19 protein-coding genes and 1 riboswitch are annotated in these 22,038 nt (G+C 54.9%); of the genes, 13 read left to right on the forward strand and 6 right to left on the reverse strand.

Annotated features, from left to right (window positions below; genetic code table 11):
- The first annotated feature begins 4 nt into the window (after positions 1 to 4).
- Entirely contained in the window at positions 5 to 1,033 is a 1,029-nt protein-coding gene (locus CDH47_RS06250) for a GGDEF domain-containing protein (RefSeq protein WP_100638998.1), read from the forward strand.
- Here CDH47_RS06250 and CDH47_RS06255 read toward each other — a convergent pair.
- Positions 1,026 to 2,426: an MATE family efflux transporter gene (locus tag CDH47_RS06255; RefSeq protein WP_100638999.1), complete on the reverse strand. Its 1,401-nt coding sequence runs from the start codon at positions 2,424 to 2,426 to the stop codon at positions 1,026 to 1,028. The two genes, CDH47_RS06250 and CDH47_RS06255, sit on opposite strands and share 8 nt — an antisense overlap.
- 173 nt (positions 2,427 to 2,599) lie before the next feature.
- Between CDH47_RS06255 and CDH47_RS06260 the strand changes: the two genes are divergently transcribed.
- The 3 genes from CDH47_RS06260 (at position 2,600) to CDH47_RS06270 (ending at position 6,599) form a co-directional block, all read left to right on the forward strand.
- Positions 2,600 to 3,472, forward strand: a complete 873-nt coding sequence (locus CDH47_RS06260) for a DMT family transporter (protein WP_100639000.1) — start codon at positions 2,600 to 2,602, stop codon at positions 3,470 to 3,472.
- Positions 3,472 to 5,046: a methyl-accepting chemotaxis protein gene (locus tag CDH47_RS06265; RefSeq protein WP_100639001.1), complete on the forward strand. Its 1,575-nt coding sequence runs from the start codon at positions 3,472 to 3,474 to the stop codon at positions 5,044 to 5,046. Before CDH47_RS06260 ends, CDH47_RS06265 begins: the two co-directional genes overlap by 1 nt.
- Before the next feature lie 158 nt (positions 5,047 to 5,204).
- Positions 5,205 to 6,599 (forward strand): sodium-dependent transporter, encoded by a 1,395-nt coding sequence (locus tag CDH47_RS06270; protein ID WP_100639002.1) that lies wholly within the window; start codon positions 5,205 to 5,207, stop codon positions 6,597 to 6,599.
- Positions 6,600 to 6,661: 62 nt separating this feature from the next.
- Here the strand turns inward: CDH47_RS06270 and CDH47_RS06275 are convergent, their stop codons facing one another.
- Positions 6,662 to 7,240 carry a hypothetical protein gene (locus tag CDH47_RS06275; protein WP_100639003.1) on the reverse strand — a complete coding sequence of 193 codons (579 nt, stop codon included), beginning with the start codon at positions 7,238 to 7,240 and terminating at the stop codon, positions 6,662 to 6,664.
- 271 nt (positions 7,241 to 7,511) lie between these two features.
- On the opposite strand from CDH47_RS06275, the gene msrA reads away from it, so the two are divergent.
- Positions 7,512 to 8,690: a peptide-methionine (S)-S-oxide reductase MsrA gene (gene msrA / locus CDH47_RS06280; RefSeq protein WP_100639004.1), complete on the forward strand. Its 1,179-nt coding sequence runs from the start codon at positions 7,512 to 7,514 to the stop codon at positions 8,688 to 8,690.
- Positions 8,691 to 8,713: 23 nt separating this feature from the next.
- Here the strand turns inward: msrA and CDH47_RS06285 are convergent, their stop codons facing one another.
- Both CDH47_RS06285 and CDH47_RS06290 read right to left on the reverse strand, forming a co-directional pair.
- On the reverse strand, positions 8,714 to 9,442 hold the full coding sequence (locus tag CDH47_RS06285; protein WP_100639005.1) for a 3'-5' exonuclease: 729 nt from the start codon (positions 9,440 to 9,442) through the stop codon (positions 8,714 to 8,716).
- Positions 9,435 to 11,321, reverse strand: coding sequence for a DUF294 nucleotidyltransferase-like domain-containing protein (locus CDH47_RS06290; protein ID WP_100639006.1), 1,887 nt, complete (start codon positions 11,319 to 11,321; stop codon positions 9,435 to 9,437). Before CDH47_RS06290 ends, CDH47_RS06285 begins: the two co-directional genes overlap by 8 nt.
- Positions 11,322 to 11,586: 265 nt before the next feature.
- Here CDH47_RS06290 and CDH47_RS06295 point away from each other — a divergent pair, with 265 nt between their 5' ends.
- Entirely contained in the window at positions 11,587 to 12,705 is a 1,119-nt protein-coding gene (locus tag CDH47_RS06295; protein WP_161494479.1) for a porin, read from the forward strand.
- 112 nt (positions 12,706 to 12,817) lie between these two features.
- Positions 12,818 to 13,333, forward strand: coding sequence for a bifunctional adenosylcobinamide kinase/adenosylcobinamide-phosphate guanylyltransferase (cobU, locus tag CDH47_RS06300; protein ID WP_100639008.1), 516 nt, complete (start codon positions 12,818 to 12,820; stop codon positions 13,331 to 13,333).
- On the opposite strand, the gene CDH47_RS06305 is transcribed toward cobU, so the two are convergent.
- Both CDH47_RS06305 and cobT read right to left on the reverse strand, forming a co-directional pair.
- Positions 13,314 to 13,937, reverse strand: coding sequence for a histidine phosphatase family protein (locus CDH47_RS06305; protein WP_100639009.1), 624 nt, complete (start codon positions 13,935 to 13,937; stop codon positions 13,314 to 13,316). The two genes, cobU and CDH47_RS06305, sit on opposite strands and share 20 nt — an antisense overlap.
- A gap of 18 nt (positions 13,938 to 13,955) precedes the next feature.
- A complete protein-coding gene (gene cobT / locus CDH47_RS06310) occupies positions 13,956 to 15,023 on the reverse strand; it encodes a nicotinate-nucleotide--dimethylbenzimidazole phosphoribosyltransferase (protein ID WP_100639010.1) in 1,068 nt (355 codons plus the stop codon).
- A 154-nt stretch (positions 15,024 to 15,177) separates the two neighbouring features.
- On the opposite strand from cobT, the gene cbiB reads away from it, so the two are divergent.
- The 6 genes from cbiB (at position 15,178) to CDH47_RS06340 (ending at position 22,028) form a co-directional block, all read left to right on the forward strand.
- On the forward strand, positions 15,178 to 16,128 hold the full coding sequence (cbiB, locus tag CDH47_RS06315) for an adenosylcobinamide-phosphate synthase CbiB (protein WP_239985601.1): 951 nt from the start codon (positions 15,178 to 15,180) through the stop codon (positions 16,126 to 16,128).
- On the forward strand, positions 16,128 to 17,147 hold the full coding sequence (cobD, locus tag CDH47_RS06320) for a threonine-phosphate decarboxylase CobD (protein ID WP_100639328.1): 1,020 nt from the start codon (positions 16,128 to 16,130) through the stop codon (positions 17,145 to 17,147). The genes cbiB and cobD overlap by 1 nt, the downstream gene beginning before the upstream one ends.
- A gap of 29 nt (positions 17,148 to 17,176) precedes the next feature.
- A riboswitch (cobalamin riboswitch) is annotated at positions 17,177 to 17,384 on the forward strand.
- Between the two features lie 160 nt (positions 17,385 to 17,544).
- Entirely contained in the window at positions 17,545 to 19,365 is a 1,821-nt protein-coding gene (locus CDH47_RS06325; RefSeq protein ID WP_100639012.1) for a TonB-dependent receptor domain-containing protein, read from the forward strand.
- 14 nt (positions 19,366 to 19,379) lie between these two features.
- Positions 19,380 to 20,261 (forward strand): cobalamin-binding protein, encoded by an 882-nt coding sequence (locus tag CDH47_RS06330; protein ID WP_100639013.1) that lies wholly within the window; start codon positions 19,380 to 19,382, stop codon positions 20,259 to 20,261.
- A 37-nt stretch (positions 20,262 to 20,298) separates the two neighbouring features.
- On the forward strand, positions 20,299 to 21,258 hold the full coding sequence (locus CDH47_RS06335) for an iron chelate uptake ABC transporter family permease subunit (RefSeq protein ID WP_100639329.1): 960 nt from the start codon (positions 20,299 to 20,301) through the stop codon (positions 21,256 to 21,258).
- Complete coding sequence (locus CDH47_RS06340; protein ID WP_100639014.1) at positions 21,258 to 22,028, forward strand: ABC transporter ATP-binding protein; 771 nt, start codon at positions 21,258 to 21,260, stop codon at positions 22,026 to 22,028. The genes CDH47_RS06335 and CDH47_RS06340 overlap by 1 nt, the downstream gene beginning before the upstream one ends.
- The last annotated feature ends 10 nt before the right edge of the window (positions 22,029 to 22,038 follow it).

Consider the following 22,038-nt stretch of genomic DNA (forward strand, 5'->3'; position numbering starts at 1 on the left):
ACGCATGTTGAACCGCCTGAAAACGGACTTCCAATTATCAATCATCACGCTGCTTGGGACCGTCGCCTTTCTTGGTATCACCCCGTTTGTAGTACTCAGGATTGCCCAGGGTAATGTTGTCGCCGGGATAGTGGATGTTCTTATCCTGGCCTGTATTGGCGGCGGCATGCTCTATGCCTGGGTAACCGGGGACACTCGGCGCGTAGGCTTTGTGATGGCTTGGGTTGTGTGTTTTGGAGCCGTTGCCGCTGGAGCTGTTGGGCAAGCCGATTTTTTCTGGCTATACCCCTGCCTGATGGTTGCGTTTTTCCTGGTCAGTTCCCGTGTTGCCGTTTTGGTGAGCCTGTCAGCCATTGTGACTGCAATGGTAATCCGTAGTGACGGTTTGCAGTCGGCTGAGCACCTATGGTCGTTTTTTTCCACAACGATCATGACCTGTATCTGCGCGTTTGTGTTCGCCTTTCGAAATGAACAGCATCGTAAAAGTCTCGAATTGCTGGCCACGGTTGATCCTTTAACAGGAGTGAAAAATCGGCGCTCTATGGATGAAGGGCTGGCGATAGCGCTGGCTGATGCCAAGCGCACAAGCCGGTCCTACGGGTTGATCATGATCGATCTTGATCACTTTAAAAAAATAAATGATAAGCACGGGCACAGTGTTGGTGACGAGGTATTGCTGGACTTGGTTGCTTTGGTTCAGAAGCGTATACGCAGCACGGATCAGCTTTACCGTTATGGCGGGGAGGAGTTTGTTCTATTGCTCTCTGACGTGAATGCAAGGGGTGTAGAAATGATGGTGAATGACCTGCAACGAATTATTCGCCAACAACTGATGTGCCGTGAGACCAGGGTAACCGCGTCGTTTGGTGTTGCTCTACTCAGGCACAATGAAAGCGCGGCGGATTGGTTGCAGCGAGCGGATGCCGCGCTTTACCTGGCCAAGGAAGCCGGGAGGGACCAAGTGGTGTTTTCGGATAATGAGCCTGTGCCTCTTGCGGCGGCGCTTGTTGGCAGCCCTGAGTTGGCTACCTAGCATCTGCATTTGTGGGCCGGTAGCGAAACAGCCTCCACCCAAGCAATACACTGGCGCACGCCAGACCTAACGTGAGCCCTACCCAGAAACCTGCAGCCCCCATTGCCGGCGCCAGCAGGTCCGTAAAGGTGAGTGCATACCCCACCGGTAAACCCACACCCCAGAATGAGAACAGCATGATCAGAAAGGGAATGCTCGTATCTTTATAGCCCCTCAGGGCGCTGATGCAGGTAACCTGAATCACATCTGCCACCTGAAAAATAGCCGCAAACATCAACAGTCGCACGGTCACCGCCTGAACCTCTGCATCACTGGTGTATAGAGCAGAAACACCCCGTGAGAACACAAACAGCAAAGTGGCAAACACCAGGGCCGTCGTGGCGGCCAGAATCAGTGAGCTGCGGGAAATCAGCCGGGCTGTATCCGGTGCGCCGGCGCCAATCAGAAAACTGACTCGTAGCGTAAGAGCCATGCCAATGCTCAACGGCAGCATGAACAGCAAAGAGACAACGTTCAGAGCAACCTGATGCCCTGCTACGACTACCGGGCCCAACGGCGCAAGAAACAGTGCGATTACCGAGAACATACTGACTTCTACAAAAATGGTGAATCCGATAGGGATACCAATGCTCAAAATATAGCGAATCAGCGCGGCATTGGGCTTTGCCCAGTCTGCAATCAGATGAAACTTTTTGAATATCTTGCTGCGGCTCAGGAAGACCAACAACGCAATGGCTGCAATACCATTGGAGATAGAGGTGGCCCAGCCACAGCCAACGCCGCCCATGGCGGGCAGCCCGAGCTTGCCGTAAATGAGAACATAGTTGAGAGGCAGGTTGATCAGCGTGCTCAGCAGTGAGAACGCCATTATCACGCGGGTGTGTCCCAGACCATCGGTGAGCCCTCGAAGCGCAGCCATTAACAGAAGCGCTGGGACGCCCCAGACAAACGCATCCAGGTAGCCCTGGGTAATGCGCGCGGTATTGGCCTCAAGCTTCAGCCCTTGCAGAATCGGGTGCACATTGGTGAGCAGCAGAATCATGATGATGGCCCCCACCCCGGCAATGTAAATGCCCTGCCAGGTCGCCGGCATTATCTTTGCCGGAGTGCGCGCGCCGTTGTAACCGGAAATAATGGGCTGAAGCGCTCCGAGCATGCCCATAAACAACAGGAACAAAGGTGCCCAGAGGCTGCTGCCTATGCCCACGCCAGCAAGATCTTCCGCGCTGGCATGGCCCGCCATGACTGTGTCGATAACGCCGTTGGCCATCTGGGCTAACTGGGCAATCAAAATAGGCCCGCCGAGTATTGCCAGAGTTTTCCACTCTGCCAGAGTTCGCGAGATCAGGGATTTGCGAACTGCAACGGGCAATGGCTGGTCGGCTTCATCCATAGGGTGTCGATCCGAAAGGCTGGTGTTGTCAGGCCTGTGTGGCTGAATTGCGGGCGAAATATACTACCTGATCGGTGAGGCCCTGCGTTATAGGGAATTGTCACGCAAAGGCGCTGAAAGTCACTTTAAAACCCGTTAAAGTACACCTCCAATTTTTACGAGTGGCAGTCAATATGGGACTCCTGGTTTTTGTAACGGTCCTCTGGGCTTTTTCCTTCAGCTTGATTGGCGAGTTTCTGGCTGGCCAGGTCGACAGCGATTTTGCAGTGCTTAGCCGTGTGTTGCTGGCAACGCTCATCTTTTTGCCCTTTACACGGTGGCGCGGCGTGCCCGGTGGGCTCCGGTTGGGTATTCTGGCAACCGGCATGTTGCAGTTTGGTATCACCTACCTGTGCCTGTATCGCTCCTTCAGTTACCTGACAGTGCCGGAAGTTCTGCTCTTCACCATATTTACACCGCTCTATGTCACCCTGCTTGATGATGCACTGTTCCGGCGTTTCTCCCCGGTAGCGCTTGTGGCGGCAGCCATCGCAACCTTTGGTGCTGGCATTATTCGTTATGACGGGCTGAGCGAAGACTTCATCACCGGCTTTTTGCTGCTGCAGGTTGCGAACTTTACCTTTGCCGCAGGCCAGGTCGGCTACAAGCACGTGATGCGGCGCTTTCCGGTGGATATTCCGGCGTACCGCACCTTCGGCTACTTCTTCATGGGCGCACTGATTATTGCCTTGCCCTCTTTCATGATCTTCGGCAATGCCGAGCGCCTACCGACAACCGCGCTGCAATGGGGCATTTTGACGTGGTTGGGGCTTGCCGCGTCCGGCCTAGGCCTGTTCCTGTGGAACCGTGGCGCCTGCAAAGTGGATGCAGGCACGCTGGCTATCATGAACAACGTGCTTGTGCCCGCCGGGCTGGTGGTAAATCTTGTCATCTGGAACCGTGATGCCGACCTGCTGAAGCTCGCACTGGGCGGCGGGATTATCGCGTTTTCGCTCTGGGTAAACGCTCGCCTCCATCCCCGTGCGCGCCTTGTGGGGGCTGCATAATGCGCACAAATCTCCCCGTAACCCAGCATGAAGTGACAATGCGCAAGGGTGGCCGGCTCATTACCACCACCAATCTCAAAGGTGTTATCACCTACTGCAACGAAGAGTTTGCAGAGATCAGTGGCTTTTCCGAGGCCGAACTGATTGGCCAGGCACATAACATTATTCGCCACCCGGATATGCCGCCGGCTGTATTTGAAGGCATGTGGCGATACCTGAAAGCGGGCAAAGCCTGGATGGGGTTGGTTAAAAACCGAACAAAGAACGGTGACTTCTACTGGGTGAGCGCCTACGTGACCCCAATTCGGGAAAGTGGTCAAGTGACGGGCTATGAGTCGGTTCGGGTAGAGCCCGTCCGGGAGGACGTAGCAAGGGCTGAAAAGCTCTATTCACGAATTGCTGCCGGCAAACCCATTCGGCACAAGGTGAGCCGGGTTCTGTCTACACTGAAAACTGCCTGGCCCCTCATATTATCGCTGGGGTTAAGCGTTGTTGCTCTCGGATTTGAGAAAACCTGGATGGCCGTCGGGCTGATTGTTGCAGGGCATTTGTTGGCTGTAATCTTGTTCCAGAAAAGCCTGACTGGCCGGTTGAGGAAACTTCTGGAGCTTCGCCCGGATGCATTTAACGACTCGGTTGTTGCTCGTACCTACAGTGGTGAGGCAGGCACCTTCTCACAGCTGGCAATGTTGCTGATAAGCGAAGAAGCCCGGGTTCGCACTGCGCTTGCCAGAATAGAAGATCAAGCTGAGTTGCTTTATGAGCAGGCCCGAGCTTCCCATGGGTATATCAGTGATGGCGCCGTAGCCATTGGGCGCCAGCGCACCGAAACAGATCAAACAGCCTCAGCCATCACAGAAATGACAGCTTCCATTCAGGAAGTGACAAGCTCCATGCTGGGCAACGCCAGTGAGGCTGAAGAAGCGGATCGCCTTGCCGTTATTGGCAGTGAGCGAAGCTCGGAAGCTCTGGTGGCCATTCAGCAGCTGGTTACCAGTGTGAACGGGATTGGCCAGGCCATCAGCAGGTTGGGCGAATCCACGAAAAGCATCGGTGAAGCCACCAGCCTGATTTCAGACATTGCGGATCAGACTAACTTGTTGGCTCTGAATGCGGCCATTGAAGCGGCCCGTGCCGGTGAACAGGGCCGTGGTTTTGCGGTTGTTGCCGATGAGGTTCGATCACTGGCCCAGCGTACTCGTGAGTCCACAGTGCGTATCCAGGAGGTGATTGATGATTTTCGCCTGCAGGTGGATTCCGCAGTGCAGGCCACCCAGGATGGTGAAGCGGTTGCCGGCCAGGGGCTGGAAAAGGTACGGGAAGCCGAAAACTCGCTGCGGGATATTGTTACCTCCATAGGAAACATTTCTGACAGTTTTATCAGTATGTCGGCAGCGTTTGAAGAGCAGAATCAGGTGTCTGAGGAAATCAATCGTCAGATCATCAATATTGCCGAGCTGGCGGACCATAGTGAAGAAGAAGCCGCCTCGGCCAAAAAGAGCAGTGATAGCCTGAGCACTATGTCTCATGGGCTGAAAGATCTGGTTTCACGGTTTCTCCATAAAACCGATTAAGTTATCCTGCAAGGCATCCGGAGCCAATCTTTTTGCTGGCTCTGGTAACCATGTGCCACTGCTGGCAGAATCCTCCCGCTATCGCTTTGGGGGCTGCCTGAGGCGCTTCTAAAACTTCTAAAATTCCGCTTGCTCAGCCAAAAGCACAGGAACTAAACATGTCCCAGTCTAACCCGGCTTCCGTTAACGATTCCGGAGTCTCACGTGGCCTATGGTCTTCTCGTTTTGCCTTTATCCTTGCTGCAACCGGATCTGCAGTTGGCCTTGGAAACGTTTGGAAGTTTCCTTACATCGTAGGTGAGAACGGGGGCGGTGCCTTTGTACTGGTTTACCTGCTGTGTATTGCCATCATTGGTGTGCCGATCATGATGGCCGAAATCTACATAGGCCGCAGCGGCCGCCATAACCCGATAGGTAGTATGCGGTTGGTTGCCGAGCGCAACCTCAGCTCACCTGCCTGGCGTATCTCAGCCGTTATCGGCATGATCGCCGCATTTGCCATCCTTTCTTTTTATTCTGTTATTGGTGGCTGGGCTGCCTCTTATGTTGGCCATGCGGCATTGGGGGATTTTAACGGTGGCAATTCTGAGTCTATTGGCAAGCTGTTCAGTGATCTGTTGGCGAGCCCCAAGCAGCTGTTAGCCTGGCATACCCTTTTTATGGCGTTGGTCATTCTGGTGGTGTCTCAAGGCCTTAAGAACGGCCTGGAGCGCGCGGTCAGCATACTGATGCCGGCGCTGTTCGTACTGCTGTTGATAACCGTTGGCTACGCGACCACCACCGGGCACTTCGGTGAGGCTGTCAGCTTTCTGTTTACACCAGATTTTAAAGCCCTGACAGTTAACGGCGTGCTGATTGCTTTGGGCCATGCATTCTTCACACTCAGTCTGGGTATGGCTATTATGATGGCTTACGGCTCCTACCTTGGGCGCGACGTGGCTGTTGGGCGTACCGCTGTCACTATCGGTTTGATGGATACGGCAGTAGCACTGCTCGCCGGCCTCGCCATTTTCCCGATTGTATTTGCCAACGGCCTTGAGGCTGGTGCTGGCCCGGGCCTGATATTCCAGACCCTGCCGCTGGCATTTGGCAGCATGCCTATGGGCGATTTGTTTGGCACCCTGTTCTTCGTATTGCTGTTGTTTGCAGCGTGGACATCGGGAATTTCCCTGCTGGAGCCTGTTGTTGAGTGGGTAGAAGAGAACACCAACATGGAGCGCTCGGGCAGTGCTATTTTTGTTGGTGTGCTGTGCTGGCTGCTGGGTATCGCGTCTGTGTTGTCGTTGAACGTTTGGGCAGACTTTGCACCCCTTGATATGTTTGCTCGCTTTGAAGGCGCCACCATCTTCGACTTGCTCGACTTCTTTACCGCCAACATTCTGTTGCCGCTTTCGGGCCTGTTGACCGCCATCTTTGTAGGCTGGTTCGTGGCAAAAGAGTCGCTGCAGGCCGATCTGGAAATGAGCGATGGTACGTTCGCCCTGTGGCTGAACTTTCTGCGCTTCATCACTCCGGTGGCGGTTGTAATCGTGTTTGCTTACAACCTGGTGTAACCCACCGGGTATTGAAAAGCCCGGCAGGCCGTTTGCGGTCTCCGGGCTTTTTTGGTTGGCGTTCAGTCTTCGTCGTCCTCCATTGTGGCCTTCAGTGCGTTCAAGTGAGGCCTGACGGCTTCAATGTCTGCGGCCGGTACATTGTCAGCAGCTTTTGTCATGTTAAGGGCTGCGCCCATCATTGCACGCATTTGGGCTTTCATTTCAGGGCTCATGTTCGGGTCGTTTTCCATTTCTGCCATAGCTTCAGCCATCTCCGACCCTACGTTAGCGTTTTTCATTTCAATCGCCATCAGTGCACCGAAAACCCGGTCTCCGACAGTTGCCCAGGATTGAAGGTTTTTGAAGCCATGCTTTTTAACCAAGCTTTCGAACTTGTCAAAGGCAGGGGAGCCTTTCATCTCCTCGACACCCGCCGAAAAAAGCCGCGACATGTCAGGCATTGAGTCCATGTCTTCGCTAGCTGGATCCGGCCAACCCTCTGTGTCTCCATATTGATCCTGTAGCGCCTGAGCGTCCTGCATGGATGCAATAAACGCACGGATTTTTGCGTCGGACAGGTTCTCTGCCTGTGCAGTAAAAGCCAGTAGTAATACCAGCAGTGCCAGCATGTACTGGCTGATTGTTTGACCCTTGAACATAGAACGCTCCTTATTCATGAAGGTAAACTGTATCTCTCCACCTTTCGTATTGGATGGGTAAACAGCCCAAGTTAAAGCTTTCAAGTTAAGAGTAGACCATTCCTTTTATCGTGGCGATGCTCCGGTGGCGGGAGCGCGCTTGAGGTAAATAGCGGGATCAGCTGTGGTTAGAGAGTGAACTTTTAGCGCGATGGTCACTCCATAAAGAGAAGCGCTGAAACAGGGCAGGGCCGTCATTAGTTTTATAATCATATATCCCGGGAGATGAGTTATGAGCCAAAAAATGCTCGCAATGGTTGCAGCGCTGTTTATTGCGGCAATAAGTGGTGCCTTCTATACAGTTGCTGTAACGGCTGCGGAAACCAATGAATATGCGCCGTCAGACCCTGGTTTGGAGATCGCTACTTTTGCAGGGGGTTGTTTTTGGTGTGTGGAGGCGGGCTACGAGAAGATTCCCGGCGTAGTTGAGGCGGTGTCAGGCTATGCAGGCGGAGAAGAGCCTAACCCAACCTATCAGCAGGTTGCAGGTGGAAAGACCGGCCACACCGAAGCGGTGCAGGTTTATTACGACCCAAAAGAAATTACTTACGAAGGCTTGCTGCAAGGGCTATGGCGGATGATGGACCCAACAGATGCCAACGGCCAGTTTGTGGATCGTGGGCAACAGTACCGCCCGGCGATTTTTTACCACAACCCGGAGCAGAAGCAGGCCGCCGAAGCCGCAAAAAAGGAGCTGCAGGCCTCCGGCATTTATGAAAAGCCGGTGGTAATTGAAATTACACCGCTACAAACTTTCTATCCGGCGGAGGAGTATCATCAGGATTACTACAAGACGAATCCGGTGCGCTACAAATTCTATACCTACAATTCCGGCCGCTATCAGTTTATTGAGAGCGTTTATGGTGACGACTATGAGCTGGATTTCAGCCAGTTCAAGCCCAGTGATAATACACAGAGTGCGGCTGGCACCAGCGCCAGTAACAAAAAAGGCTTTGACCCGGATGCCTTCGTAAAACCGGATGCTGAAACCCTGAAACAGCGTCTGACCAGCACTCAGTATGACATTACCCAGAATGACGGCACCGAGCGCGCGTTCAGTAATCCCTATTGGGATAACAAAAAGCCAGGAATATACGTGGATGTGGTGTCAGGTGAACCGCTGTTTTCTTCCCGCGACAAGTACAAGTCCGGCACTGGTTGGCCAAGTTTTACCCGCCCGCTGAGTTCGGACATGATTGTAGAAAGGGAAGACAACGGGTTTTTCATGAAGCGCACGGAAATTCGCAGCCGCTTTGCCGATTCGCACCTGGGACATGTGTTCAACGATGGCCCAGCCCCCACCGGGTTGCGCTACTGCATGAATTCAGCGGCGCTGAAGTTTATACCGCTGGAGGAAATGGCAGCAGCCGGCTATGGCGACTGGATTTCTGAAGTGAAGGCGTCGCAATAAGGTCGGAGCTCGTCAGAGGCAGCTCACAGCCATAAATTGCCAATAGGTGTTTGCACGCCGAAGTGATGTTGTATCTGGGCCTGCAGAAGCTCCGCAGTAGCAATGGCATCAACCAGAGCGTTATGGGCAGCATAGTGAGGCAGCCCATAACGTTTTCTGCTGTCTGCCAGACGTATGGATATTGGCTTTTCTCCCACCAAACGTTTAAAGAAAGACGGCTGGCGGTCTGGGTGCAGGTGTGCCTCTATGGCCATGGTGTCAATCAGAGGAAAGCGAATGCCTTCATTCAGCCGGTATTGCAATGCCACATTCAGGAAAGGCCGTTCGATGTGCCTGAAGTGCACCACCGGAATACGGCCGTTCAGGCTGGCAAAGACCTCCTCGAGTATGTCTGACAGGTCTGGCGCATCGCTGATATCGGCGTGGGTGATGCCATGGAAGGTGACTGATGTTTGGTGCAGCGGCAGTCTCGGGCGCACGATCCAGTGTTTTGCCTGGTTGAGCAGAATGGCGTCGAGTGTAAACGGCACCAACCCGATGCTGACGATTGAATGAGCATCTGCCTCCAAGCCCGTGGTCTCAAAGTCCAGCGCCACCATGGCAACCTCGGAGATCGGCGTGTCTTCTGAAACGCAGCCGGCTTCGTAAAAAGCTTTCAGCACCGGTGCCTGGGCACTTTTCGACAGCGCCTGATATTGCTCTGGCCAGGGCAGGTTTTTGGTGGCATCCGGCAGAGAATCGTTCTCAGACATGGCGTGTCGCCTGCGAGTTGTACCGGAACCTCAGGAACTTCTGGGCATTGCTCACAACCTGGAACGCGTCCTTGAGGTGGCTGCGCTCAAATGGCGACAAGTCTTCCGGCCGCACGTTGTTGTCTGGCTCACCGCCAGCCTCAAGGGTCAGAGCCTGGTGGCGGATCCGTACAATAGAGATGAATTCCAGTGCGTCTCTCAGGTTGCTCAGATCATCCTCCATAATCAGCTTTGTTTTGCCGATGCCTTTCAAACGTTCGAAGGAGTTCTGTGCACGGGAACCGCAAGCCAAAGCGTGAATGCGGATCAGATCGGAGAGCGGTGCTGTACCCCGACGCTTCAGGTTAAAGGTTTTCTGGTGTTTACCGTCTTCTTCAAGCACAAAGGTGCGGAAGAAACCCAAAGGAGGTGTTCGGTTGAGGGCGTTGCGTGCCATCAGGGAAAGGAAAAGCTGGCTGTTACTGGCTTTTTCACTGATCAGGGCTTTGAGCTCTTCCGCAAACTCCGTGCGGCCGTAGATGCCGTCCAGATCAAAGAAGATATTACTGTTCAGCAGGGCTTCTGCCTTGGGGTTTTCAATCCAGTCGGTAAAGTAACTGCGCCAAACCTTTAGTGGCTGACGCCATTTCGGGTTGGTGGCCATGATGTCACCGGTGCAGTAGGTGTAGCCACACTCGGCAAGGCCGTCAGATACAAACTTCGCCAGCTCAAGAAAGTATGCATCGTGTTCTTCCGGCACAAAGCTGTCGCTCAGGATCATGGCGTTGTCCTGGTCTGTTACTACCAGTTGCTCGTCCCGGGCCATGGAGCCCAAAGCCATGAAACAGTAGGGAACAGGCGGTGGCCCCAGCTTTTCTTCACCCAGTTCCAGCAGGCGCTGGGTAAAGCTGCGGCCAATACCGGCCATAGCACTGCCAATCATGTGAGAGTTGGCGTCTTCATTCACCATGCGCACAAAACTGTCCCGTACATCCCGGCTGATCTTTTTCAGGGCCTTTACATCTTGCTGATGGAAAATATTGCTCACCAGATACAGGCTGCTCTGGCTTTCGTATCGCACAATGTCGGCAAGGGCGATCACGCCCCGAACTTCATCACCGTCTATGACGGGCAGATGATGCACGTTGTTGTGTAGCATGGTGAGCATGGCTTCAAACACATAGCTACTGGCTCGAATGGTAATCAGACCTGTGGTCATAATTTCGCTGATTGGTGTTTCGGAAGGAAGCGCTTCTGTGACCGCCCGGGTGCGCAGATCCCGGTCGGTGATAATACCCACCAAGCGCTCCCTGTCGCAGGTGGCGCCGCACTCTTCGTCCATCAGCAACAGCGCCGACACGCCCTGATCTGTCATGATTCGCGCGGCTTCCTGCAGCCTCACTGTGGTAGGGGCAGAGACGGTTTCCCGGGAAATCAGGCGGTTAACGCGGGAAGTCATCAGCGCATTGGACTTTTCCCGGCGTGAGACGGCCGAGCGCAAGCGGCTGCGGTCTTCTATCTCCACAAAGTCTGCAAAGTTCTCATCGTTTTCGAACAGGTGGTGAAAGATTTCCTTTGGTACGCAATAGAGCAGGCTGTCTTCCAGTGCCCGCGCCGGAAACCTTACTTGTCCCCGCATCAGCAAGCCAAACTGGCCAAAAATCTCGCCTTCACTTATGCGGTTATAAAGCTCGCCGGAGCGCCGGAAAATTTCTACGGCGCCACTGCGCACGTAATACATGCGGGTACTGATTTGCCCGGTTTCCGTAATCTGGGTGCCTGCCCGCACATAGCTGATTTCAATGTTGGTGGTGAGCTCGTTAACCAGTTCCTCTGGCATCTCATCAAACGGGGCGTGCTGAATAAGATGGTTGCGAATGTCGATCAGTTCAGCCTGCATGCTGTCTCCCGAGTGGAATTTGGTAGCTCGTGGACAAAACTATAGCAGAAGCCGCCGGTAGAGCGATGGCGCTTGGCCTCAAAACCTGAAGCGATGCCACCCCGCTTCGCTATGACAGTGGGGTTTTACTAAGTGTTTGTCCTTAGAGTGCCTCCCAAAGCCGTATCAATTTGACAAGGGTCAAACCAAAGCGGTTCAGATTGCCTACAGTTAGCTTACTATCTTCGAGGTAATTTTTTAAGCCATTGATATTATGGAGAGTTTTATGAAGCATCAGCGCAAACTATACTTGGCTATCGCTTTGATCAGCAGTGGCATGGCGGCTGCATCGGCTTCCGCTAAAACCGTGGAAGTGCCCGATCTGGACATCGACACCTACGGTTGGGTGAATATGGCAGTTATGTACGGAGATACGGGCAATGGTTCCGAAACCTACATAGTGGACAACAAGTACGCTTCCAGCCGGTTTGGTGCAAAGATTAGTAAGGAAGTTGAGAACCTGGGTGTAAGGGTCGGTACCCATCTTGAGTTTGAATACCAGCACAACGATTCAAGCAAAGTCACGCCGGACAACCGCTCAATAAGCGGTGAGCTTGAAGAGCGCCACATTAACCTGTTTGTTGCGGGTGATTTTGGACAGGTTTCTATTGGCCAGGGCTCTGGCGCTGCTGACGGGAATACCGAAATTGACTTGTCTGGCACCAAGGTGGCGGCTTTCTCTAACCTTGGGCTCATGGGTGGTTCATTGCCGTTTGTGGCAAAAGATGGCTCTGGCAATGACGTAAAACTCATTCAGGCCCTGCATAACCAGGACTTCGAACAGCGGTACGACCGTGTGCGTTATGACAGCCCCCGGATGGGTCCTGTAACGGTTTCGGTGAGTCAGGGCTATAAGAATAAAAAGGGTACGTCAGGAAGTGATGACGTCAGTGAACTGGCAGCGAAAGTAACCCTGCCATTGGCGGGTAAGCTGGTTGCCGGCATTGGTTACTCGCGTAAAGATGTCGGTGGCGCCGCAGACAAGGTCGAGGTTTATGGCGGGTCCGCTTCCTGGTTGCACACCAGTGGTTTCAACCTGACTGGCGTTTACTCCATGCAGGACGACAAAGCGCGCACCTCCTCAGACTTCTATATGGTGAAAACCGGCTACAAAACCGGCAATCATTCGGTTGCCATTCACCACGCTGTAGGTGAAGACCGCACTGAGTACACGCCTGCGCCTGTGACCGACAGCGAAGCCAAAGCTTATGGCATCAGCTATGTTTATACGCCGGCGAAGTGGCTGGATGTGTACGCGTCGTTCAACAACTACCAGTTGAGTGCAAAAGAGCGTAGCTACGATGACGTCAACATTGCCATGACCGGTGCACGCGTCAAGTTCTGACCCGTCATTACCGAATAAGCTCTCTCCAACCTTTGCCCCGCTCGCGGGGCTTTTTGCTTTTCGGCAGGCTAGCCAGTTAGCATGCATGCCTGATCCCCGGAGATAAAATTACATGCATACATTGGTTCTTGGCGGTATCCGTTCCGGTAAAACCGCGCTTGCAGAGAGGCTGGCTTTCGATACAGGCCGCTCAGTGGTGTATCTGGCCACGGCCACCGCCGGGGACGACGAAATGCGTGCGCGTATCCAACACCACCAGCAACAACGCCCGGCTGGGTGGGGGCTCGAGGAAGAGCCTCTGGCCCTTGCTCGGGTGCTTGCTCGCAGGGCAACAAGCGGGCAGCCGCCTTGTATGCTGATCGATTGCATGAGCCTGTGGCTGAGTAATCTTTTGCACGCAGGGGAAGAGACCTTTGCCCGGGAGCGAGAAGCGTTTTTAGATCAGGTAAGGCTTTATCCCGGCGAGTTGGTGATCGTGAGCAACGAGGTTGGGCTGGGCACGATAGGGATGGACCCGCTCACCCGCCGCTTTGCGGATGAGTTGGGCTGGCTGAACCAGGCTTTGGCGGCAGTGAGCGACAAGGTGGTAATGAGCGTTGCCGGGCTGCCTATGGTGTTGAAGCCTTGAGTGTTCCGTGGGCCACCAGGCACTGAAACCGCCCGTGGGATGAAGTGTTTACCTGTATTCTGCTTCGGCAGGCGTAGGGTGTGGCCAGCCCGGAGAAAGCATGCTCCAGTGGAATGTTCATAACTTCTGCAACGATCATCCTGATCACGCCGCCGTGGCAAACAATGAGTAGGTTCTGACCTGCAAGCTCTTGTTGCCAGTGGTGCCAGCTCTCAATAACCCGGTGGTTAAAATCCCCGGTTGGTTCGCCCCCCGGTGGTGTATTGGCAGCCGGGTTGGCCCAGAACTCATTGAGCCGTTCGCCATCGCTGGCCATCACTTCCTCAGCGGTGCGCCCCTCCCACTCGCCAAAGTTTATTTCCCGCAAGCGTTCATCCGTGTGCAGGGGGATTTCGAAACGATCTGCCAGTTCCCGGGCAAAATGCACGCAGCGCAGCATGGGCGAGGACACTATCGCGTGCCAGTGGTCGGTTTCGCTGATTGCATCCCGCATTTGTTGCCAGCCGGTTTCGCTCAGCGGGTCGTCTTTGCTGCCGCGATACATAGGCCCGCCTTCCGGCTCGCCGTGGCGTATAAGATCAAACACGGTTGTGCTATCAGACATGGTGCTGCCCTCAACTGATTACTGTTCTCTATTGCTAATGCCTGCATCTTCAAAACTGGCCATCTTATTGTGTAGTTCACAAGCAATTCTAAGCAACGGAATGGCCGCTGCTGCACCGCTACCCTCGCCGAGACGCATGCCCAGATCAAGCAAAGGCTCTGCTTCCAACTCGGCCAGAATGGCCTGATGTCCTGGTTCTGCCGAGCGGTGGGCGAACAGCAGCCAGGGGCGGATGTCGGGTTGTTGGCTTACCGCAATCAACGCAGCAACTGAGGCAATATAGCCGTCTACCAAAACCGGGATGGATCGTGCTGCACAGCCGGCAAAGGCGCCTGCCAAGGCCGCAATCTCAAAGCCTCCAAAGGCCTTGAGTACGGCAACTGCATCCTGGCCGTCATCGTCATTGTCATGGCGCTGAATCGCCAGGATGATGACTTCTGCTTTGTGGCGCACGCCCGCAGCATCCAGACCGGTGCCGGGGCCGGTCAGTTTCATGGGGTTCTTGCTCATGAGCGAACTGGCGATAGCGGTTGCAGACGTTGTGTTGCCGATACCCATTTCGCCGCCGATAAACAACTGGCTGCCTTTGTCGGCTGCCCGCTGAGCTGCCGCATCACCGTGACTCAGGGCGGCGCAAAGCTGCTCCGTTGTCATGGCGTCGGTTTCGGCAAAGTTACGGGTACAGGGGGCAATGCGAGCATCTACAATGCCGGGCAAGCCGATAGCAACATCTGCAACCGTGCCCAGGTTAACAACCTCCAGCTCCGCCTCCAGAGATTTGGCCAGCACGCTGATGGCTGCGCCGCCCGTGGCGAAGTTAGCTATCATTTGGGCAGTGACTGCCTGGGGGTAGGCTGAAATGCCTTCTTCGCAAATGCCATGATCACCTACAAATACGCTGATCTGGATACGATCAATTGCGGGAGACTCTGTGCCCTGAAGCCCAGCCAGCTGAACGGCAACGTTTTCAAGCCGACCCAAAGAGCCGGCGGGCTTGGTCAGCACACTTTGGCGCTGGGCGGCCCGCTCAAAAAAGTGCGCGTCGGGTTGCTGGGGAGGGTTGGTCCAACTGCTGGGGAACGACATTTCACTTACCTTCAGACATCGAAAAGCCGTAACGCAAGCTGCGGTTACGGTGATCAGGGCTTGAGTTCAATAGAGTATGGAGCGAGATCATACTCCGACTGAATGGAATGAGGTAGGCTTGACGGCTTCATGTTCACACTGCCCGGGAACACCAGTGTTTCTATTTGCCCCTTTTATCGTATGTGTATTTGCCCTCGCCCTTGACTGCCTGATTGGCGAGCCGCGTCGCTGGCATCCGGTTGTCGGATTTGGGAACTTGGCTACTGCTGTGGAAAAGAAGTTGAATATGGCACCCGACAATCCCACGCGAAGCCTGTTGGCGGGCCTGTTTTCAGTATGCTTGCTGGTGGCGCCCATTTTGGGCGTCACCTTATGGGTTTCTACGGCTCTTGGTGGTGCCTTGCTGGTGCTGGCCCAAGCGCTAGCCCTTTGGCTGGCCATTTCACTGCGCGGGTTGGCAGAGCACGGCAGGGCCGTCGCTGAGCCGTTGCGGACAGGTGACCTTGAAAAAGCGCGTAATCAGGTAAGCCGAGTTGTAAGTCGCAAGGCCAGCGCCCTGAGCGAGCAGGGTGTGGCGGCTGCTGCAACCGAGTCCATGCTGGAGAATGGAGCCGATGCTGTGTTTGCCAGTTTGTTCTGGTTTCTGGTTGCCGGTATTCCGGGTGTGATCATGCACCGAATGGTAAACACCCTCGACGCCATGTGGGGTTATCGTAACCCGCGGTTTCAGTATTTTGGCCGGGTTGCGGCACGTCTGGATGACATCATGGGCTGGGTGCCTGCCCGCCTGACGGCCTTTACCTACATGGTGCTAGGCAATCGCAAACTGGCCTGGTGGTGCTGGCACAATCAGGCGCCACAATGGGATAGCCCCAATGCCGGGCCGGTTATGGCTACGGGGGCAGGTGCACTGAATGTTCGGCTTGGCGGGCCCTCACCCTATCCTTCCGGTGTTAAACATCGTCCGGTTCTGGGTGGTGCTCAGGATGCGAGCTATGCCAGTGTGGAGGCGGCGATTACACTGGTGCAGCGGGGTGTCTGGCTCTGGCTTGGAGCGGTTCTGATGGCTACAGTACTTATATTTCTGGTGGCGTACTCATCATGATGCTGGAACACGGCGGGCGCTTGAACAAAGCGGCAGAACTCTGGGGTATTCCCCGCTCGGAATGGCTGGATTTGTCCACCGGTATAAACCCGATTGGCTGGCCGGTACCTGAGATACCGCCGGAGGTTTGGCAACGGTTGCCGGAAGCCGATGATGGGCTTGAAGAGGTTATTCGCAGGTGGTCAGGAGTGCCCCCGGAAGCCGACTGTGTACCCGTGCCGGGCAGCCAGGCGGCAATTATGGCGCTACCGCGATTACGCAAACCCTGCCGTGTGGGTGTACCTGTACCGGGTTATCTCGAGCATGGACATAGCTGGCGTGAGGCCGGCCATACGGTTATTCCTGTTGGGCCGGAGCAAACCGGCGGCGGGGCTTCAGGCTACGATGATCGTTGGCTGGACCAATTGGATGTGCTGGTCTGGATCAACCCCAATAACCCCACCGGAGAAATCATCCCGCCGTCCACCCTGTTGCGCTGGCATCGGCAGCTGCAAAAACGGGGCGGGTGGCTGGTTGTTGATGAGGCGTTTATGGATGCTACGCCGGCATTCAGTTTGGCGTTCCGTGTCGGTTTACCAGGTTTGATTATTCTGCGTTCGCTGGGGAAGTTTTTTGGTTTGGCGGGCGTGCGGGCTGGAGTGGTGCTTTCGGATTCGGCAGTCGCAGAATCTTTAAAGAGGGTGCTCGGCCCCTGGTCACTTAGTGGGCCGGCTCGCTTTGTGATGCAGCGGGCGCTCAACGATACTGCATGGCAATGGCAAGCCCGCACTCGTCTGCAGCTTAGTGCTGCCAGATTGCGTGACCTATTGCTGTCAGCTGGGCTAACACTTGTGGGTGGTAGTGCGTTGTTCCAAACGGTGCGTGTTGAGTGTTCACAATCACTTGCGGAACGACTGGCCGCCCAGGCTGTGTTGGTGAGAGCCTTTACACAACCGGGAATGTTGAGGTTTGGTTTGGCAAACAGTGAAAGCGAGTGGGGCAGGCTCGAAACAGCGTTGGCCTGGAAGGCTTGTGATTAGTCATTGACCAAACATTAACGCGTTGTTAGCCTTGCTGTGCGTTTGTAGGTGCTGTTGTTACGCAATCATCAACGAAACAACAGTGAAACGGGAAGCCGGTTAAAGTCCGGCACTGCCCCCGCAACGGTAAGTGAGTGATCGGCGAAGAAAGATGCCACTGTGCAATAGCATGGGAAGGTTTGCGCCGATCATCATAAGCTCACAAGTCCGGAGACCGGCCTGCCAAACACACCGAACGCTGCGGAGGGCAGTTGCGGTGGGTAAACACCGGCCTGTCTTACGGAATTTTCCCACCCTTTGTTATGCCCCAGTCTGTTATTACCGGGCTTTTGCTTCCCTTTGCAGCACCAAATAACTAGCCATGCGGGTGCGCGTGGTGTGTCTGCGAGTGTATGTGATGAAAGTCTCCCGATCGATTACCGGTGCTCTGGTACTCCCTTTTGCATTCAGCCCCCTCTCGATAGCCGTGGCCCAAGACGCCAACGCGCCGAAGCTGGACCCCATTGTTGTTACCGCGACGCTTGGGCCAAAAACTGTTGGTGAAAGCCTTGCTTCCGTTACTGTCATTGATGAGGAAGAAGTTCGCTCCAAGGCACCCGCTGATTTTTCCGACCTTTTGCGTGGGCAACCAGGCATTAACGTGACCGGGAATGGCTCTTTCGGTAAAACAACCAGTGTTTATACCCGTGGCATCCAGAACGCAGGAACGGTATTTCTTGTGGACGGTGTAAAGCTGCGCTCCGCAACCAGCGGTGGCGCTTCCTGGCAGTACTTTCCCACCGACCTTATTGAGCGTGTTGAGATTGTGAGGGGGCCTCGCAGTTCACTTTACGGTGCAGATGCCATGGGAGGCGTAGTGCAGGCCTTTACATTGGACCCAAAGCACGGCAACAGGGGTTGGGTAGAGGCCGGAGCGGGCAACTTCGATACCCAAAAAGTGAGCGCCGGAGCTTCAGGTTCAGTGGGTAATACACGGTTCAGCTTGAGTGGGCTGCACAAGGAAACCGATGGTACGGCCATCATCGAAGATGGCGATGACAAAGGTTTCCGTAATACCGCAGGGCTTGGGCGGATTGTGCATGCTCTGGACAACGGCGGCGAGGCGAGCGTTATGTTGTTGCAGTCCGAAGGAAACACGGAGTACGAGGGCGGCAATATTGACTATATGATCCGCACCTTGGGTTTTGGCCTGATGACACCCTTGAATGACAACTGGAAAACGGCGATCCAGTTTTCGGAATCGAGAGACGAATCGGATACCTTTACCAGCTTTAGTGACACCACATATAACTCGCGACTGCGACAGGCCCGATGGGAAAACACATTTACCTACAATGTCCACGAACTGGTTGTGGGTAGTGAGCTGCAGCAGGATGAAGTTAGCAGCACCCAGGACTATACCGAGACCAGCCGCACTAATACCGCTGTGTTCAGCCAGTTACGGCTGAATTTTGGGCCGGTTGATGCTCAGATGAGCCTGCGTGGTGATGATAACGAGGCCTACGGAACCAATGAAACGGGCGGTGTAGCATTGGGCTATCGATTCGACCAGTCGCACCGTGTTCGTGCCAGCTATGGCACGGCTTTCAGGGCTCCCACGTTTAATGATCTATACTGGCCACTGGCATTCAATTACCAGGGTAACCCGGATCTGGAACCCGAGAAGTCAAAAAACTATGAACTGGGCGCCAGCGGGTCATACGCGAGATGGTTCTGGGACCTGGCGGCCTATCAGATGGACGTTGATAACCTGATTGGTTCCGGTCAGATTGGCACCGTTGATACCCGCGTCAATATTGATAAAGCGCGAATTCAGGGTGCGGAAGCCTCCGCCGGTTATGAGTACAATGGCTGGCGTACTGCTGTTGCCCTGACTTACCTGATTCCCGAAGATCGGAAAACTGGCAATCAGCTAAGGCGCATCACTCGTCGCACTGCCCGAATGGATCTGGACAAGGCTATCAGTAACTTTACATTTGGTGGCTCCGTGGTTGCAGAAGGCGATCGTTACGACGATGCGGCGAATACCAATCGGTTGGCTGGTTTTGCAACGCTGGACTTGCGTGCAGGCTGGAATTTTGCGCCTGACTGGAATGCCCGCCTGACATTGGTAAATGCGCTGGATAAAGAGTACTCAACAGCCGAACGCTTTGACGGTGTCAAGTACATCGCTTCAGGTCGCACAGGCATGCTTACCGTGCGGTACGATCTCCGCTGAGCGAGAGTGAATCAATGAGCTATTGGCCGGTTAAAGCTCTGCTATGCGCGCTTCTGACTCTGCCTGTAATGGCATTGGCAGAGGTGTGTGCTGAAGATCGACAGGGCACACAAGTATGCTTGCCTGAACCGGCCAAGCGCATAGCCACCCTGTCGCCAGGTGCTACGGAGTTGATGTTTGCGGCAGGCGCTGGCGAAAAGGTCGTAGCCGTTGTAAATCACAGCGACTACCCGCCCGCCGCACTGAAGATTCCTCTGGTTGGCAACCATACCCGAATCGACCTTGAAGCCCTGCTGGCCCTTGAGCCGGATCTGGTCATTACCTGGGTAACCGGTAACCCGCCCGCACAGGTGGAGATGCTGCACGAACTAGGTTTGACCACATTTGCCATCGAGCCGCGTACCTTTGAGGAGGTTTCCAGCGTCATAGAACGGTTGTCCGCTCTGGCGGGAACGGAAGCAGAAGGCTATGCAGAAGCGGAACGGTTTCGCACAGGCATCGCGGAGATTGCACAGAAATACCGCAGTGCGGAACCAATTCCGGTGTTCTATCAGGTATGGGAAACGCCGCTGATGACAATCAGCAACGACCATCTGATTGGCAAGGTGCTGCAGCTTTGTGGGGGCGTTAATGTCTTTGGTGATTTTCCACGACTGGTACCCAGGATCAGCGCAGAGGTAGTGCTGCAGGCAGATCCCCATGTCATCTTGACTGGCAGCGTGGAAGGCACAAACGATGATGAGCTCGATCACTGGAAAAGCTATTCCGGTATGACGGCAGTTTCCCGGGGGAATCTGTTCTTTATTCCCGCCTCTCCTATCTCCCGGCCCACTCCAAGGCTCCTTCAAGCCAGCGAGGCAGTGTGTCAAAAGCTGGATATAGTCCGTGAGCAGTAGTGCTACGATCAGGCAAGCCTATACGGGCTCGGGTTCGGTGATTCGTTCGCTGCTTGTCCTGTGCATCGTCGCTTTGCTGGCGGTGTTGCTGGCCTTGGCCTTGGGCAGTGTGACCATCTCTCCTGCTGACCTTCTCGCGGTTATCCAGGGTGAAGGCAATGCGCTGCACCGCACGCTTTTGTGGGAACTGCGCTTGCCGCGAACGCTTGCGGCATTTGCCACCGGCGGTCTGCTGGCCGTTGCCGGCGCGCTCATGCAGGTATTACTCCGCAACCCGTTGGCGGATCCCTATGTACTTGGGCTGTCCGGCGGTGCCGCAGTGGGGGCGCTTCTGGCCATGTTGACAGGTATGGGAACCCTGCTGATATCCGGCTCAGCGTTCGCCGGGGCAATGCTGGCCACTGTGCTGGTATTCGGCCTGGCCCATGGCACTGGCAGCTGGACCCCCTCGCGCCTTTTGCTGACAGGCGTAGTGGTTGCGGCAGGCTGGGGCGCGGTGATCACGCTTATGCTGGCCATAACCCCCTCTTACAAGCTCCCCGGCATGCTGTACTGGTTGATGGGGGATGTTTCCTATGCCCGCACACCCTGGCCACCGTTGATCGTTCTGGCGTTATCCATTGTGGTGGTTCTGCCCCTTGCCCGTAATTTGAATGTGTTGGCACGAGGCCCAATGCAGGCGGCGGCACTTGGCGTATCCGTTCGGCCTCTGGAGTGGACCATTTACATCCTCGCCAGTCTGCTGACGGCAACGGCGGTCACAACCGCCGGCAGCATCGGTTTTGTTGGCTTGATTGTGCCCCACATGCTCCGCCTGGTGCTGGGCAATGACCAGCGGATTATCCTGCCAGCCTGTGCTCTGGCAGGCGGCACACTATTGGTGCTGGCGGACACCTTGGCGCGCACAGTTATAGCGCCCGAACAATTGCCCGTGGGCGTGATTACTGCCTTGCTGGGCGTACCTACCTTCCTGTACCTGCTGCACAGGAGTCGCTGATGAGTACGTTGCGTACCCGTGATTTAGTCATCAATGTACCAGGAAGGCCTGACGGTTATGCGCTAGATATGGATATTGAACCTGGCCAGACTTGGGGTGTCCTTGGCCCCAACGGTGCCGGCAAAACCACCTTGCTGCACACACTCGCGGGTTTACTTCCTGCACGCAGCGGTCGGGTACTGTTAAATGAGTCATCGCTAGCTGGCTTGAAGCGCCGTGAGATTGCCCGTCATATCGGGTTGGTGTTCCAAGAGCGGCAAGACAGTTTCCCGGCGACCGTTATGGAAACTGCCCTGATAGGACGGCACCCCTGGTTATCCCCTTGGGAAAGCGAGCAAGGTGACGACCAGGCAAGGGCGCAGCAAGCCTTGGCTTTGCTGGATGTTGATCACCTGTCCTGTCGCTTGCTGAACACCTTGTCGGGTGGAGAGCGCCAGCGCGTGGCTATCGCCACCTTGATGACCCAAAACCCCAATGTGTGGCTGCTCGATGAGCCCACCAATCATCTGGACCTGCACCATCAGGTCAGGGTGATGCACTTGCTTCGGAATCAGGCACGTGACGGGAAAACCATTTTTATGTGCCTGCACGATCTGAATCTCGCTGCACGCTGGTGTAGCCATGTCCTGTTGCTATATACCAACGGCGACGCATGTTGGGGGCCAGCTGACGCCATGCTTGAGTCATCGGCGCTTGAGCAACTGTATAACCAGAAGTTGATGACTGTAGAAGCTGACGGTGCCCCCATATTTGTACCAGTGTCCTCCTGATTCACGTTAT

The sequence above is a fragment of the Marinobacter salexigens genome, assembly GCF_002806945.1.
In the GTDB taxonomy this organism is placed as follows: Bacteria; Pseudomonadota; Gammaproteobacteria; order Pseudomonadales; family Oleiphilaceae; genus Marinobacter; species Marinobacter salexigens.

Excerpts from the sequence above, each read along its gene's own strand:
- CDH47_RS06265 (WP_100639001.1), top strand. The coding sequence starts at position 3,472 with ATGCGCACAAATCTCCCCGTAACCCAGCATGAAGTGACAATGCGCAAG.
- CDH47_RS06305 (WP_100639009.1), bottom strand. The coding sequence starts at position 13,937 with ATGTCTGATAGCACAACCGTGTTTGATCTTATACGCCACGGCGAGCCG.
- msrA (WP_100639004.1), top strand. The coding sequence starts at position 7,512 with ATGAGCCAAAAAATGCTCGCAATGGTTGCAGCGCTGTTTATTGCGGCA.
- CDH47_RS06340 (WP_100639014.1), top strand. The coding sequence starts at position 21,258 with ATGAGTACGTTGCGTACCCGTGATTTAGTCATCAATGTACCAGGAAGG.
- CDH47_RS06255 (WP_100638999.1), bottom strand. The coding sequence starts at position 2,426 with ATGGATGAAGCCGACCAGCCATTGCCCGTTGCAGTTCGCAAATCCCTG.
- CDH47_RS06330 (WP_100639013.1), top strand. The coding sequence starts at position 19,380 with ATGAGCTATTGGCCGGTTAAAGCTCTGCTATGCGCGCTTCTGACTCTG.
- CDH47_RS06275 (WP_100639003.1), bottom strand. The coding sequence starts at position 7,240 with ATGTTCAAGGGTCAAACAATCAGCCAGTACATGCTGGCACTGCTGGTA.
- CDH47_RS06260 (WP_100639000.1), top strand. The coding sequence starts at position 2,600 with ATGGGACTCCTGGTTTTTGTAACGGTCCTCTGGGCTTTTTCCTTCAGC.
- cobT (WP_100639010.1), bottom strand. The coding sequence starts at position 15,023 with ATGTCGTTCCCCAGCAGTTGGACCAACCCTCCCCAGCAACCCGACGCG.
- CDH47_RS06285 (WP_100639005.1), bottom strand. The coding sequence starts at position 9,442 with ATGTCTGAGAACGATTCTCTGCCGGATGCCACCAAAAACCTGCCCTGG.
- cobD (WP_100639328.1), top strand. The coding sequence starts at position 16,128 with ATGCTGGAACACGGCGGGCGCTTGAACAAAGCGGCAGAACTCTGGGGT.
- CDH47_RS06250 (WP_100638998.1), top strand. The coding sequence starts at position 5 with ATGTTGAACCGCCTGAAAACGGACTTCCAATTATCAATCATCACGCTG.
- cobU (WP_100639008.1), top strand. The coding sequence starts at position 12,818 with ATGCATACATTGGTTCTTGGCGGTATCCGTTCCGGTAAAACCGCGCTT.
- CDH47_RS06270 (WP_100639002.1), top strand. The coding sequence starts at position 5,205 with ATGTCCCAGTCTAACCCGGCTTCCGTTAACGATTCCGGAGTCTCACGT.
- CDH47_RS06290 (WP_100639006.1), bottom strand. The coding sequence starts at position 11,321 with ATGCAGGCTGAACTGATCGACATTCGCAACCATCTTATTCAGCACGCC.
- CDH47_RS06295 (WP_161494479.1), top strand. The coding sequence starts at position 11,587 with ATGAAGCATCAGCGCAAACTATACTTGGCTATCGCTTTGATCAGCAGT.
- CDH47_RS06325 (WP_100639012.1), top strand. The coding sequence starts at position 17,545 with ATGAAAGTCTCCCGATCGATTACCGGTGCTCTGGTACTCCCTTTTGCA.